Consider the following 14,264-nt stretch of genomic DNA (forward strand, 5'->3'; position numbering starts at 1 on the left):
TATGCGTATCGATATGCGGAGAAAACCTCCGCCCCTACTCAGTGAATCGCTCTGATTCCGGATGCGTGATGCATGATCCGTTCTTGCGTGGCCTCGTCGCGGTCGAGCACGCCAGTCACTTCCCCTTCATGCATGACCAGGATGCGGTCGCTCATGCCGAGCACTTCAGGCAGTTCGGACGAGATCATGATGACGGCCATGCCTTCACTGGCCAGCAGAGAGATCAGCCGGTAGATCTCAGCCTTGGCACCTACGTCGATCCCTCGCGTCGGCTCATCCAGAATGAGGACACGCGGGTTGGTCATCAGCCACCGTGCCAGCAATGCTTTTTGCTGATTACCACCGGACAGGTTGGCAATGCACTGCTCCAGCGAAGGCGTTTTGACGCGCAGCTTCCTGCACATGTCTTCGCAGAGGTCGCGCAGTGGTTTTTGCTGGACAAAACCGCTACCGCTATAATTCGGCAGGACCGCGACCTCCATGTTCTCCAGAACCGACAGGCATGGAAAAATGCCGGTGTCCTTCCGGTCCTCGGTCAGGAGCGCCAGTCCTTTCTGAATGGCCAGACAGGGGTCGCTCATGGTGATTTTTTCACCGTCCAGGTAGATTTCCCCGCTGGTGGCTGGCGTGACACCAAACAGGGTTTCGGCTACGTTGGTACGCCCTGACCCCATAAGGCCGGCGATGCCAAGGATTTCACCCGCATGCAGGTCGAACGATACGTCTTTGAAGATACCGTCCAGGGACAGGTTGCGTACCGAGAGCATGACCTTGTCGGTCGGAGCGGTACGTTCGGGAAACAGCTGAGTCAGCTCACGGCCTACCATCATGGAGATCAGGCTGTCGCCATCCATGCTTTCCGCACGCTGCAGGCCGATGTAGGAACCATCCCGGAAGACCGCGACCTCATCGGCAATCTGGAAAACTTCATCCATCTTGTGCGTGATATAGATGATGCCCTTTCCCTGCGCCTTAAGGTCAGCAATGATCGAGAACAGGTGAGCCACTTCTTTTTCGGTGATGGCTGAGGTGGGCTCGTCCATGATGAGGATATCGGAGTCGTAGGAGACCGCCTTGGCAATCTCGACCATTTGCCGGCCAGCAATGCTGAGGTTGCCGACCGGCTCTTCAGGATCGAGATCAATCCGCAGGCGCGCCAGCAGCGCTTCGGTATTACGGTGCATGGCACCATGATCGACCATGTGCAGGGCGTTGAGCGGTTCACGGCCCAACCAGATGTTTTCAGCAATGGTCATGTGGGGCATCAGGTTGAGCTCCTGATGGATCATGGCGATGCCTGACTGCAGGGCGGCCAGCGGCGTTTCGAACGTCACGGGCTTGCCACGCAGGCGAATCTCGCCACTGTCGGGCTGATGAATTCCTGCAATGATCTTCATGAGGGTGGATTTACCCGCCCCGTTTTCTCCCATCAGCGCCAACACAGTGCCTGGACGAACACGGAGCTGCACATCGGATAGAGCCACAACGCCTGGAAAGCCTTTGCTGACGTTCAGGATTTCCAGCAGGTACTCCGTACCCATGGGGTCGGCTTCGTAATTGATCTGTTTGTAGGTTGAGGGCGTTACAGCAGTAGTTGAGCCGAGCATCTTATTCTTCTCCTCGGAACGTTCGTGAGCGCCAGCTGAAGCAGGGCGCTGGCGTCTGATCGTTATTTACTCTGGAATTGCTGATAGTTCTCGGGGGTAACCAGCTGCACCGGAACCCAGATGTCGCCTTGCAGGTTTTCCTTGTTGACGAGGCGGACAGCGGCATCTACCGAGCCGGCCCCGATACCGACGGTATCGCGGTACACCGTTACACTCAGCAGTCCGCGCTTGATGGCAGCCAGGCCATCGGCCGTGCCGTCGACACCGCCTACCATGACGTCCTTGCGACCGGCCTGACGCAGTGCCATGGCTGCACCGATACCCATCTCATCGTTATTGGCCGCAACAGCATCGATCGCCTTGCCGGACAAGAGCCAATTGCTCATCAGGTCCATACCCTTGTCACGTTCCCAGTTGGCGGATTGCTCTTCCACCACTTTGATATCGGGGTATTTAGCCAGAACATCCTTCACCCCAGTCGTGCGCTTGCGCGTATCGTCATGGGCCAGTCGGCCAAGGATGATGGCGAGGTTTCCCTTGCCGCCCATCTTTTCGGCGAGATACTCCATTTGCATCTGGCCAATGCGACGCTCATCCGTGCCTACAAACACGACACCTGCCGTGAAACTGTCTACTTCAGGGCGGCTGTTGAGATAAACCAGCGGGATACCCGCCTGGGTAACGCGCTCAGTGATCTTGCGGGTCGCGGCCGTATCAGCCGGGTTAACGATGATGGCATCAACTTTCTGGCTAATGAAGTTTTCAACCTGCCCTAGCTGACGCACTACATCACCACCCGCATCCTCAAGTTGCAGGGAGGCGCCACCGGGTGTCTCTTTGGCACGCGCCTGCATGGCCTGAACAAGGTAGGCGATGTAGTTATCGTACTGTGCGACCGCCACACCGATTTTCATATCGGACCAGGCCAGCGGAGAGATAAGCAGGCAGAACAGCAAACCCAGACAGCGCTTCATGGTGGCTCCTTAAGCCCTATGCACCAGCATCATGCTGACATCGAAAAAGGCAAACCCCGACGCGGTAGAGCGCCGAGCCGAAACGGTTCTGTTCGGAGTGCGACGTGAGCAGGACGAAGGGCCATGCTGGTTGCACGATAGGACATGTGCGCTGAGCAAGCTGAGGCTCGAAGCGAGTACGCGACGGTCTACGGCTGGTAGACCGCTCGGAGTCGTCCTGTAAGGAAGAGAGGGTTTCATCGACAGTACCTGTTTGTTCTTGTTGGTGTGCACGCCTCCTGTGGAGGAGGTGCGTTACAGTCGTCAACCTTGGATCAGAATCTACTAGAATAAATTTTCCATTACAACGCAATTTCCGAATTTATTTTTCATTATATAAATAACCCGCTCTACCATAAGCGTTCCAGCTGAACACCTATATGAGCGCTGTGCCGGTCAGCGCCAAAGACACCTGTGCTCGATAATGCCGAGCCGGGTGCCAGAGGATTAGCAGCCCGTTGCTCACCACGGCTCCAGACGGCGTAGGTCACGTAGAAATGCACCTCAGGACGGGCCTTGCGAAAGGTGGGGCCATTAGGCGATTAGATAGGCGCAACGGTCAGCTTGGTCAGCGTACGGGGGTCGTCATCAACATTGATCCGGTCATGGTCGATCTCCGTGGCGAACTCCCATTGCCGGTCAGTCCATACACGGTGCGCCTGCCAATGGAATACCATTGCTATGTGCCATCGAAACGGCGTTTGTCACGCGGATATATCATCTGGAACTGGCTGCCAAAGCACTGGGCTACCTGCCAGTCGAAAAACTCAACAACCCGGAAACTGACGCTGCCCTTGTTATAACCTGTCGGTCCTGTAGACCCTAGCGCCATACCTGGCTCCGTACTGGACTGCCAAGGTGTTGCCGCTGCCCCACTCTATGCACAGCAGCAAAAGCGAGTCCATGGCGCGTACTGGAATCAGTGAAGGAGTAGCGCCGCAGAACGCGGCGCAAAAGACAGTGTTGCGTTAGTGCTTGATGCGGCTCTGGAACGAATCCACATTCTCGGGCGTGATCAGCTCATAGGGAATCCAAACGTTTTGCTCAACCGGCTCCTTTTTTGCCAGCTTTACGGCTGCTTCCACAGCGCCATCAGCCTGCCCTTTGGCATCCTGGAAGACAGAGGCTGCCAGCATGCCGCGCTTGACCGCGGCCAGACCATCCGGCGTGCCGTCAACGCCTCCGATCAATACCGAGCCCTTTGCCTTGCCGGCCTGCTGTAGCGCCATGGCCGCGCCAATTGCCATTTCATCGTTGTTGGACGAAACCGCATCGAACTCCTTACCTGACAGGAGCCAGTTGCTCATCAGGTCCATGCCCTTGTCACGCATGTAATTGGCCGTCTGCTCTTCTACTACTTTGATCTCGGGATACTTGGCCAGAACCTCCTTTACCCCCTTGGTGCGGTTATGCGTGGAGTTGTTGGCCAGATCGCCCAGCATGATGACCAAGTTCCCTTTCCCGCCCATTTTATCGGCCAGGTACTGCATCTGCAGACGCCCGGCTTCCAGGTCATTGGATGCCACTGTGACTACGCCTTTTGGCAGACTTTCCTCATCCGGACGACGATTGACATACACCAGTGGAATTCCGGCCTTTGTCGCCGCCTCGGTGATATTACGGGTAGCTGCAGTATCGACCGGGTTGACGATAATGGCGTCGACCTTCTGGCTTACAAAGCTTTGTACCTGGTTGAGCTGCTTGACCACATCGCTGCGGGCATCCTCGAATTGCAACTGAACGCCTTCATCCTTGGCTTTCCTGGCCATCGACTCGCGCAGGTACGTCAGCCAGTTGTCGTCAAACTGCGCCATGCTGACCCCGACCTTGATATCGGCTGCCATAGTGGTTGTAGCCATGAACAGCGACAGGGCTGCGGCGGCGATTCGTTTGCTCATCTGCATGATGAATGACTCCAGATATTGTGAGTGTTATGGGTGGAAGTGCATCACGATCAAGCAGAGCCCCAGGGCGGGACTCCCCTTTCTTACGAACAGGAACGCGTCATTCTTGGCGATTACCCAGGCAAGCCAGAAGGCAGCAGGAACCAGTCAGGTAAAAGACCGAGTAGGAAAAGCGAGGCGGCGCGGCCAGAAAGGCCGCTTGAGCGCAGAGAGGATTATCGTTCATCGACGGCACCTTTTTGTTTTTATCGGCCTGCCCGTACAAGCCCTGTATGGGTCGTGAAATCGTCAATCTGATTCAGACTGTATTGGAATTTAATTTCCAAAACAACAACATATAGAATTATCTTTTTTATCGCAGCAGTGGCAGAAAATGGCAGTTTGCAGACGTTGTAAAGCCGGGAAGCAATTCTCGGCTCCAGGCTTCTATAAGGATGAGAACGAGATGATCAGCCCAGCGTAATAACCTGACCCTGCTGAGCACTGCGGCGGGCGGCATCAAGGATGCGTGTGGTTTCCAGGGCGTCTTCCAACGAAACAGGCAGTTCGCCTTTTCCGCTCAGGGCAGCTGCCAGGTGCTCATAGAAGAGGTCCCAGCGGCCCCGCTCGGAGGGCACTAGCTCACGCTCTTCGCCATGCTGCATCCAGCCCCAGCGCAGGTGGTCCTCAACGCCCCAGCGGTCCCGCTCGGTCTTGGGTGAACGTCCCGCCAGGAGTGCCTGATCCTGCCCATCCAGGCACTCTATCCGATAGCAGCCTTCGGTGCCGTTAACCTTGAGTCGAGGCCCTGGATTATGCTGAATCGTACTGCCCCAGAGACGTGAGATGACACCATTTTGATGGGTAAGCGACAGGAAGAAGTCCTCATCGAGTTGCTGCTGCTCATCCATGAAACGGACCTCGGCATAGACCGAGCGTACCGATCCGAACAGCCAGAGCGCCTGATCGACCAGATGACTGCCCAGATCCCGCAATAAACCTCCACCACTGGCGTTACCCCGAGTGCCGGATACAAAGGTTTCCACACGCGATTCGAATGTAAGGACTTCGCCCAACTTGCCTGACGTAATCATCCGGCGAGCGGTACGGATGTCCGAGTCCCAACGGCGGTTCATGTAAACCGTGAGTGGTACGCCACCTTCGCGGGCGGCTGAGATCAGTAGTTGAGCACGCGATTCGTCCAGGGCAAACGGCTTGTCGCTGACGACGGGAACGCCTCTGGAGACAGCCTCCAGAATCATGCCTTCCCGGATTTCGGGCGGCGTGGAAATTACCACAGCATCAACACCGGCATCGATCAGCTCGGCTAGCGTGTCGTAGGCGGGTACGCCGGGATAATCCTGTTGCAATTCGGCGCGGCGATCGGGTGAACGTATTACGACACCCACCAGGGCGATAGGTGACACTGACGTGATCAGGGGCGCATGGAAAAACCGTCCGCCCTTACCATAACCCACCAAACCAACACGCATAAAACCTCCGAGCAATAACAGGCCTACCCTGTGTCCGACAACGAAGCGCGTCAGGGTCCTTTTTTAGTAGGGGAAATAGCCGTCTTGCATGACGGCTGCGCAAGCCGGGAGCCTGCAAACACTCCCGGCCAGAAGGGCGTATTAGCCGAGTTCCTGCTTGACGCGCTCCAGCATGAAGCGGCTCGACTCATCGGCCCGGTCTTCAAAACCGAAGACGGCGACGGTAGCGATACCGTCGAATTTCATTTCCCGCAACGTAGAAAAGAAGGCCTCCCAGTCCACTTCGCCTTGCCCGATATCCAAGTGCTGGTGGACGGTGGCGTTGACGCCTGGTGGGTTGACGATATAGCGCAGACCCGACGAAGCTCGATGATTCCAGGTGTCGGCAATGATCACGTGGGTCAGTTTGTCCCCGGCGTAATGCAGCATCGAGGCGATATCGCCCTTGCCGTCATCGTAGAAAAAGGTGTGTGGCGCAGCGTACAGGTAGTTCACGAAGTCTTTGTCGAGGCCACGGATCAGGTCGACCGACTCGTTGTTGCGCTCGCTGAAGTCATAGGGATGCGCCTGGATGTCGAGCTTGATGCCTTCGCGTTCGAAAATTGGCAGGAGCTCTTCCATGGACTTCATGAACTGGTTTTCGCACACCAGCGGCTGGTCCGACTGACCACTGAATTCGGTGTTCATGAGATCGCAGTCCATTTCTACGGAGATCTCGATAGCGCGCTTCCAGTTACGAACCGCTGCCTTGCGCAGCTCCTCGTCCGGTGCAGCCCAATGATAGACCGGTAGCAGCGAGGACAGCTTTACACCGGTATCGCTCAGTGCCTTTCTGAATTCACGGATCCGAGCCTTGTCGACGCGTGGGTACTTGTAGAACGGCAGGAAATCGTCCCGCGGGGACAGCTCGATGTATTCGTAACCCAGCTCCGCTACTTTATCCACCATCTTGGGGATGGGCAGGAAACGGTACATGTTCGGGTCCAGACAAATACGCATGATCTGTTCTCCTGTGGCGGCCCCTCCCCTGAAGGAGAGGCCTTTTATCTGTTATGGGAGGCTTACTCGTAGAAGACAGGACGCTGTGGCAGGCGGATCGGCTCGATAGCGCCGCTGCCCTGGGCAGCCACGCAGGCATCGGCGGTCACGGCGGCGGTGTAACCATCCCATGAGGATGGACCGGTGATCTTGCCCGCCTTGATACCGTCAATGAACGCCTGCAGCTCCACGTCGTAGGCATCGATGAAACGCTGCTTCCAATCCATGAGGATTTCAGTGGACAACTTGGCACCGCTGCGCAACTGAACGGAAGCAGGCTCCGGCAGCTTGGCAATGCCACGCTCGCCGACGACTTCGCACTGGATGTCGTAGCCGTACTGGCAATTGACGAAGACTTCCACGTCGATACGGGTGCCCTTGGCAGTTTCCAGCAGGACAATCTGTGGGTCCTTCAGATGAGCAAATGCCTGGGACGTCTTTCGGGGATAAATGACCTGGGCTGACACATACTGATCGTCCAGCAGCCAGCTCAAGACATTAATCTCGTGGATCAGCGTGTCGACGATGGCCATCTCGGTGGTATAGGACTCGCCTACCGTCGGGTTGCGGTGCGCCGCGTGGATCATCAGCGGCTCGCCGATCTTGTCGCTGTCGATCACGGCCTTGAGCGCGCGATAGCCCTGATCGTAAGGACGCATGAAGCCGACCTGTACCAAACGCTTGCCATGCTTCATTTCAGCTTCGACAATTTTCTTGCAGCCTTCTGCCGTAACCGCCAGCGGCTTTTCGCAGAAGACCGGCTTGCCGGCTGCAATGGCCGACAGCACGAACTCTTCATGACTTGGCCCCCAGGAGGTGACGAGAACGGCGTCCACCTCCGGTGCATTGATCAGATCGTGGCCGCTGGCATAAACCTCGGCTTCAATGCCCTGCTGTTGTACGACCTTGGCGGCCTGCTCCTGATTGATGTCGTTGACCGCCACGACTGTACTGCCCACCAATGCATGACTGCACCGGCGAATGTGATCCTGTCCGATAGCCCCTGTTCCGATTACGCCGATACGCAGTGTCATGGTCATTCTCCGTTTGGAATTCTTGTTCGAAAAACGTTGGGGTAATACCGGGCGTGATAGGTATCGTTGCATTCAACCCATCGCCACCCTGCAAATCAGTACTGTCGGGCTTTGGCGGTGTTCTCCTTGAGCATGCGTGACACCGCCTGGACCTTCTCGCTGGTGGAGACTTCGGCACCACCGACGCGCCACCAGGAGAGGTATTTGTGAATCATGGTCTTGGGCAGGACCTTGATGTCGATCAGCGTGGAGACCGTCTGCCGACGCGCGTCTTCCAGCGCGGCGTGCAGTTCGTCCAGCGTTTTTACACGATAAGTCTTGCAGCCATAGGCGGCGGCGCTCATGGCGAAATCCACGGGGACAAAACCACCATCGAGCTTGCCGGTTTCTGGGTTGCGATAGCGGAACTCGGTACCAAAGCTGTCCATGCCGTGCTCCATCTGCAAGTTGTTGATGCAGCCGAACGTCATGTTGTCCAACAGGATCACGTTGATCTTCTGGCGTTCCTGAATGGACGTTGCCAGTTCGGAGTGCAGCATCATGTAGGAGCCATCGCCGACCAGGGCATAGACTTCGCGTTCGGGCTCGGCCATCTTCACGCCTAGGGCTGCGTTGATTTCATAGCCCATGCAGGAGTAGCCATACTCCAGGTGATAGGTGTTGGTGCCTTTGCTGCGCCAGGCCCGCTGTAGATCGCCTGGCAGGCTGCCGGCAGCGGCAACAATGATGTCTTCGTTGGCCAGGGTTTCGTTCAGCGCACCCAGCACGCGGCTCTGGGTCAGGCTGGAGCCGGTCAGCTCGACAAACTCTTCGAGCACGGCACGTGGCAGGTGATCATCGATCTCGGGTACAAAATTTTCGGTGCCGTATTCAACGCTGTAGACACGGTCGATTTCCTCCTTGAGCTTGGCGCGGGCCTGCTGCGGTGCATCGCCCCATTGCGCCTTGTAGCCGGTACGACCCAAGACTTCGCCTAGCGCTTCCAGCCCTACCCTCGCATCCGCAACGATCTGCACGGCATCGAGTTTGTAAGCATCGAAGGCACTGGCGTTGAGGTTGATAAACTCGACGTCCGGGTTCTGGAAAATCCACTTGGACGAGGTGGTGAAATCGGTGTAACGCGTGCCGACGCCAATGACCAGGTCGGCTTCCTTGGCCAGCATATTCGCTGCCAGGCAACCCGTTTCGCCGATTCCCCCCACGTTCAATTCATGGGCCGAGACGATGGCGCTCTTGCCCGCCTGGGTCTCGGCGAACGGAATTTCGAAGCGCTCGGCAAAGCGCTGCAGGGCTTCGGCTGCGCCGGAGTACTTGACCCCACCGCCACAAATCAGCAGCGGCTTGCGCTTGCTCTTGAGCAGCGCCACGGCATCGTCCAGCATGGCCTTAGTGGCTGGGCGGCGGTCGATGCGGTGCACGCGCTTCTGAAAAAAGTAATTCGGGTAATCGTAGGCTTCGCCTTGCACGTCCTGCGGCAGGGCCAGGGTTACGGCACCGGTTTCGGCCGGGTCGGTCAGCACGCGCATGGCATTGATGGCAGCGGTCATCAGTTGCTCGGGACGGGTGATGCGATCCCAGTACTTACTGACGGCCCGGAACGCATCGTTGGTGCTGATGGAGAGATCGTGGGACTGTTCGATCTGCTGTAGCACCGGATCAGGCTGACGGCTGGCGTAGACGTCCCCCGGCAGGAGCAGCACTGGAATGCGGTTGGCGGTTGCAGTGGCTGCCGCCGTGATCATGTTGGCCGCCCCCGGGCCGACTGACGATGTACAGGCATAGATCTGACGACGCAGCTTCTGCTTCGCATAGCCCACGGCGGCATGAACCATGCCTTGCTCATTGCGGCCTTGATGGACGATGAGCTCACCCGGGTCCTGTTCCAGTGCCTGTCCAAGCCCCAGCACGTTGCCGTGACCAAAGATGGTAAAGATGCCTTTGACGAACTTGGTTTCAACCCCATCGACGCTCACGTACTGGTTATCGAGAAACTTCACCAGCGCCTGGGCCATGGTCAGTCGTGTTGTACTCATGTTGTCACCCTTTCAATTCCACGCCTGGGGTCGAGTACAGGGCGACATGTGCCGCCCTGCCTTGCCCTTTGTTATAGGTACTGTCTCTGCTTAGGCCGCCTGCCCTTTGGCAGCGTCTACACGTGCTTTCAGATGCTGCATGCTGGCTAGCAATGACGGCTGAATATCCGTCAGCGCATGGACGCTTTCGGCGAACGGCTCGAACGACAGGTGGCCGTTATAGCCCAGCTTGAGCAGCTCACGAACCTGTGCGGCATTGCCCAGGATGTCGGCCTCGCCCACCAGCACGCGGTGGCCATCACGGATGGTGTTCAACGGCAGCGCACCGTCCTCCACACCCGAGATGTGCACCAGACCGGTCATCTCCGGGAAGAACTCCTGCTCACCTGCCAAATGATGGTGGAAGGTGTCATGCACGACACGGAACACATCGCGCCCGCCTACGGCATTGATAGCGTCTACGGCATCACGCTTACGGCGCAGCGAGCATTCCTCAAAGCCCAGCGGCTCCACAAAGCCCAGGATGCCGTGCTCACGCAGGATAGGCGCCAGTTCGGTCAGCGCCATACGCAGATCACGAGCGCGTTCGGCTTCGCTACGCGGGTCTTTGGGATCATTGAGCGGGCACATGACCAGACCCTCTGCGCCACAGTCGCGGGCGTAGGCGGCCAGCTTTAACGTCTGGGCACGACGCTCGTCATTCCACACATCGAAGGGATACAGCGCATTGATCGACAGCACACGGATGCCCTTCTCCTGGCACAGCTGACGTACGCGTGAAGCGGGAGTGCCATCCTCTATTTCGATGCCTTTGAGGTCGTTGCGGATCTCAATGGCATCCGCGTTAAGCGTGATAGCAAGCGAAATGAACTCTTCCAACGGCAGGCGTGGGGCAACCATGCGGTTAAGGGCAAAACGTAAGGGCTGGCTCATCTTGTTGTTCTCCAGGATTCGATAAACGCAGTGCTGGTTTGGGGTATGGGTTATTTAGCAGTCGGCATGCTGAATTCGGCACCCTTGGCGATGCTGTCGGGCCAGCGCTGCATGACGCTCTTGTAACGGGTATAGAAACGGATGCCTTCTTCGCCATAGGCATGGTGGTCGCCAAACAAAGAGCGCTTCCAGCCGCCAAAGGAATGCCAGGCCATGGGGACGGGAATCGGTACGTTGATACCTACCATGCCCACCTGAATGGAGCGCGCAAACGCACGGGCCACGCCACCGTCGGTGGTAAAGCAGGACACGCCATTGCCAAATTCATGGGCATTGATCAGCTCGACGGCCGAGGCAAAGTCCGGCACGCGCACGATGCCCAGCACCGGGCCGAAGATTTCGTCCTTATAGATGGTCATCTCGGACTTGACCTGATCAAACAGGGTTGCGCCAACAAAGAAGCCATTCTCGGCACCCGGCACCTTGAAGTTGCGACCGTCGACGATCAGTTGCGCACCCTCTTCAACGCCTTTGGTGATGTACCCCTCGACCTTGGCCTTGTGCTGGGCAGTCACCAGCGGGCCCATGTCGGCCTCGCCTTCCATGCCGTTGCGTACACGGAGGTTGTCGATGCGGGGCAAAAGCTTTTCGATCAGCTTGTCGCCTACATCGCCTACGGCCACGGCGATGGAAATCGCCATGCAGCGCTCACCGGCGGAGCCGTAACCGGCACCGATCAAGGCATCGGCCGCCTGATCCAGATCGGCATCCGGCATGACGATCATGTGATTCTTCGCGCCACCTAGGGCCTGGACGCGCTTACCGCGGCGGGTGCCTTCCTGATAAATGTATTCGGCAATGGGTGTGGAGCCTACAAAGGAGATAGCTTCAACGTCCGGGTGTTGCAGCAGTGCATCCACCGCTTCCTTGTCACCCTGTACGACGTTAAACACGCCATCGGGTAGGCCAGCCTGCTTGAGCAGATCCGCCATGAGCAGGCTGGCGGAAGGATCGCGCTCGGAAGGCTTGAGAATAAAGGTATTGCCGGTGGCCAGTGCCATCGGGATCATCCACAGCGGCACCATGACCGGGAAATTGAACGGCGTGATCCCGGCACAAACGCCCAGCGCCTGACGCATGTTGTAGTTGTCGATGCCACCACCGATGTTGTCGGTGAATGCCGTCTTCATCAGATGGGGCGCACCGCAGGCAAACTCGACAACCTCGATGCCGCGGGTGACTTCACCCATGGCATCAGACAGGACCTTGCCGTGCTCGGACGTGATGAGCTGCGCCAGCTCCTTGTGGTGCTTGTCCAACAGCTCCTTGAACTTGAACAGGATGCGCGAACGGCGCAGAGCCGATTGTTCGGACCAGGCCGGAAACGCGGCCTTGGCGGCTGCGACAGCTTCATTCACCGTTTGGGTGGTCGCCAGCGCCACGCGAGCTTTTACTTGCCCCAGCGCCGGGTTGAACACATCGCTGTAACGCTCGGTGCCCGCTTCCTGGACCTGACCATTGATGTAATGGCCGATAATTGTTTCTTGACTCATGTCGAACTCCTTCGGGGCCGCTCGAAGCACGGCGTAGCTAACAAAACCAATGGATCCTTACCGCGATCCGCTCTTATCAAATGGGCTTGGATGACAAGGCCCGACCGGTTTTCCGAGTACTGGCCGGCATGGGCTGGCGACGAATCTTGGCCAGCATCACGCCTTCCATTTTTTCCAGCGATACACCACGGGTTTCAGGGACGAAACGGATGACGAACCAGTAGCTGAACACGCCAAAGCCTGCGAACAGCCACATCGGGAAGGCACCATTGAATGTGCTCATCAGGTAGGGATGGTCATTGATCATCGGGAACGTCTGGGTCACCAGAAAGTTGGCGATCCACATGCTGCATACGGCCACACTCATGCCCAGCGAGCGCAGACGATTCGGGAAAATCTCGGAGATCAGAACCCAGGTGCCGATCCCCCAGGACAGCGCATACAGCAGCATGAACAGGAGCATCCCGAACAGCGTCAGGTAGCCGTCCTGATGGGTGTACATGGCGTAAGAGGTGATCAGGAGCCCGCTGACCGAGCCGATGGTGCCGTACTTCATCAGCGGAATCCGGCCGACGCGGTCGATCAACCAGGCGCCGATCAGCGTGCCCACTAGCTGCATCACACCAATCCAGATGGTCTGGAACAACGCGGACTCGGTACTGGCGGTGACGCCTTTGAGTACCATCGGCGCGTAATACATCATCACGTTCACGCCGCTGATCTGCTGAAGCATGGCCAGCATGCACCCGACAAACAGGATCACCCCTAAGCCGGATTTGCACAGCTCCACTTTTTGCGGGCAGCCCTGGCGGTCCTGCTTCAATGAGTCCTTGATCTCCGCCAGGAGATGCCCGGCATGCTCGGCGTTGGAAATACGTGTCAGCGTCTTCAGGGCCTTATCGTCCTGACCGACCATCACCTGCCAGCGGGGCGACTCCGGAATGGTGAATACCATGATGCAGAAGAGAATGCAGGGCACAACTTCGGAGCCGATCATCCAGCGCCAGCCGTAGTCGACCAGCCACTCCGCCGCTACATCACGGGCAATCAGGTAGTTCACAGTAAAGACAATCACCTGGCCAGCGACGATGGCAATCGACTGCATGCCAAGCGCACGGCCCCGCATGTTCTTGGGCGAGACCTCAGACATGTACATGGGCGAGACCGTAGCCGCCAGCCCCACGGCCAACCCGCCAATCATGCGGTAGATGACAAACCAGACGAAGCTGTCGACCACCGCCGCCCCTACTGCTGAAACGGTAAACAGCACAGCGGCCAGAACGAGCGCCTTCTTACGACCCAGACAGCCGGCTACCCAGCCTGCGCTCAAGGCACCGACGACGCAGCCGATGACCACATTGGAAACCGCCCAGCCGGTCTCGGCCGCAGACAGGGAAAAATACGCACGCAGCGAGTCCACAGCGCCGGAAATGACAGCAGTGTCATACCCGAACAGAATGCCGCCTAACGCCGCCACGGCGCAGATTCTCAGCACATAACCGATGTCATGGCGATGTGCATGGGTGGAAGTAGGGATCGTCATATCGCTCGCTCTGGTTCTTGTTCTTGGGTTTCCAGAAGTCAGCTACTACGAAGTTGCTTCTGATCGTGTATTCGGCTCGTGCACTCCCTGAGACGCGTTGTTGTAGCCCCGCCAGCCATGGCGGGAGTTCGGTG

At 57.6% G+C, this 14,264-nt stretch carries 12 protein-coding genes; all 12 read right to left on the bottom strand.

Annotated elements, in window-relative coordinates; translation table 11 throughout:
- Window positions 1-38: 38 nt before the first annotated feature.
- Window positions 39-1,607, bottom strand: a complete 1,569-nt coding sequence (locus AC4LF3_RS16230; RefSeq protein WP_425281463.1) for a sugar ABC transporter ATP-binding protein — start codon at window positions 1,605-1,607, stop codon at window positions 39-41.
- A gap of 62 nt (window positions 1,608-1,669) precedes the next feature.
- Complete coding sequence (locus AC4LF3_RS16235; RefSeq protein WP_491835798.1) at window positions 1,670-2,581, bottom strand: sugar ABC transporter substrate-binding protein; 912 nt, start codon at window positions 2,579-2,581, stop codon at window positions 1,670-1,672.
- A gap of 581 nt (window positions 2,582-3,162) precedes the next feature.
- Window positions 3,163-3,297 (bottom strand): hypothetical protein, encoded by a 135-nt coding sequence (locus tag AC4LF3_RS16240; protein ID WP_475256848.1) that lies wholly within the window; start codon window positions 3,295-3,297, stop codon window positions 3,163-3,165.
- A 291-nt stretch (window positions 3,298-3,588) separates the two neighbouring features.
- A complete protein-coding gene (locus AC4LF3_RS16245; protein ID WP_491835800.1) occupies window positions 3,589-4,524 on the bottom strand; it encodes a sugar ABC transporter substrate-binding protein in 936 nt (311 codons plus the stop codon).
- Between the two features lie 100 nt (window positions 4,525-4,624).
- Window positions 4,625-4,750 carry a hypothetical protein gene (locus tag AC4LF3_RS16250; protein WP_269669590.1) on the bottom strand — a complete coding sequence of 42 codons (126 nt, stop codon included), beginning with the start codon at window positions 4,748-4,750 and terminating at the stop codon, window positions 4,625-4,627.
- Between the two features lie 223 nt (window positions 4,751-4,973).
- Complete coding sequence (locus AC4LF3_RS16255) at window positions 4,974-5,996, bottom strand: Gfo/Idh/MocA family protein (RefSeq protein ID WP_491835802.1); 1,023 nt, start codon at window positions 5,994-5,996, stop codon at window positions 4,974-4,976.
- 141 nt (window positions 5,997-6,137) lie between these two features.
- Window positions 6,138-6,995, bottom strand: a complete 858-nt coding sequence (locus AC4LF3_RS16260) for a sugar phosphate isomerase/epimerase family protein (RefSeq protein ID WP_122041734.1) — start codon at window positions 6,993-6,995, stop codon at window positions 6,138-6,140.
- Between the two features lie 62 nt (window positions 6,996-7,057).
- A complete protein-coding gene (gene iolG / locus AC4LF3_RS16265) occupies window positions 7,058-8,068 on the bottom strand; it encodes a bifunctional inositol 2-dehydrogenase/D-chiro-inositol 1-dehydrogenase (RefSeq protein WP_491835805.1) in 1,011 nt (336 codons plus the stop codon).
- A gap of 95 nt (window positions 8,069-8,163) precedes the next feature.
- The gene (gene iolD / locus AC4LF3_RS16270) at window positions 8,164-10,101 is read right to left on the bottom strand and encodes a 3D-(3,5/4)-trihydroxycyclohexane-1,2-dione acylhydrolase (decyclizing) (protein WP_491835806.1); all 1,938 of its coding nucleotides are present in this window, start codon (window positions 10,099-10,101) and stop codon (window positions 8,164-8,166) included.
- 90 nt (window positions 10,102-10,191) lie between these two features.
- Complete coding sequence (locus tag AC4LF3_RS16275; protein ID WP_491835807.1) at window positions 10,192-11,034, bottom strand: TIM barrel protein; 843 nt, start codon at window positions 11,032-11,034, stop codon at window positions 10,192-10,194.
- Between the two features lie 50 nt (window positions 11,035-11,084).
- The gene (locus AC4LF3_RS16280) at window positions 11,085-12,587 is read right to left on the bottom strand and encodes a CoA-acylating methylmalonate-semialdehyde dehydrogenase (protein ID WP_491835809.1); all 1,503 of its coding nucleotides are present in this window, start codon (window positions 12,585-12,587) and stop codon (window positions 11,085-11,087) included.
- A 76-nt stretch (window positions 12,588-12,663) separates the two neighbouring features.
- On the bottom strand, window positions 12,664-14,130 hold the full coding sequence (locus tag AC4LF3_RS16285; protein WP_239382571.1) for a sugar porter family MFS transporter: 1,467 nt from the start codon (window positions 14,128-14,130) through the stop codon (window positions 12,664-12,666).
- Window positions 14,131-14,264 lie beyond the last annotated feature (134 nt).

Source organism: Pseudomonas sp. C2.3V (assembly GCF_058536325.1).

Bases quoted from the DNA above. Each gene is read 5' to 3' on its own strand.
- AC4LF3_RS16230 (WP_425281463.1), bottom strand. From the start codon at position 1,607: ATGCTCGGCTCAACTACTGCTGTAACGCCCTCAACCTACAAACAGATC.
- AC4LF3_RS16235 (WP_491835798.1), bottom strand. From the start codon at position 2,581: ATGAAGCGCTGTCTGGGTTTGCTGTTCTGCCTGCTTATCTCTCCGCTG.
- AC4LF3_RS16240 (WP_475256848.1), bottom strand. From the start codon at position 3,297: ATGGTATTCCATTGGCAGGCGCACCGTGTATGGACTGACCGGCAATGG.
- AC4LF3_RS16245 (WP_491835800.1), bottom strand. From the start codon at position 4,524: ATGCAGATGAGCAAACGAATCGCCGCCGCAGCCCTGTCGCTGTTCATG.
- AC4LF3_RS16250 (WP_269669590.1), bottom strand. From the start codon at position 4,750: ATGAACGATAATCCTCTCTGCGCTCAAGCGGCCTTTCTGGCCGCGCCG.
- AC4LF3_RS16255 (WP_491835802.1), bottom strand. From the start codon at position 5,996: ATGCGTGTTGGTTTGGTGGGTTATGGTAAGGGCGGACGGTTTTTCCAT.
- AC4LF3_RS16260 (WP_122041734.1), bottom strand. From the start codon at position 6,995: ATGCGTATTTGTCTGGACCCGAACATGTACCGTTTCCTGCCCATCCCC.
- iolG (WP_491835805.1), bottom strand. From the start codon at position 8,068: ATGACACTGCGTATCGGCGTAATCGGAACAGGGGCTATCGGACAGGAT.
- iolD (WP_491835806.1), bottom strand. From the start codon at position 10,101: ATGAGTACAACACGACTGACCATGGCCCAGGCGCTGGTGAAGTTTCTC.
- AC4LF3_RS16275 (WP_491835807.1), bottom strand. From the start codon at position 11,034: ATGAGCCAGCCCTTACGTTTTGCCCTTAACCGCATGGTTGCCCCACGC.
- AC4LF3_RS16280 (WP_491835809.1), bottom strand. From the start codon at position 12,587: ATGAGTCAAGAAACAATTATCGGCCATTACATCAATGGTCAGGTCCAG.
- AC4LF3_RS16285 (WP_239382571.1), bottom strand. From the start codon at position 14,130: ATGACGATCCCTACTTCCACCCATGCACATCGCCATGACATCGGTTAT.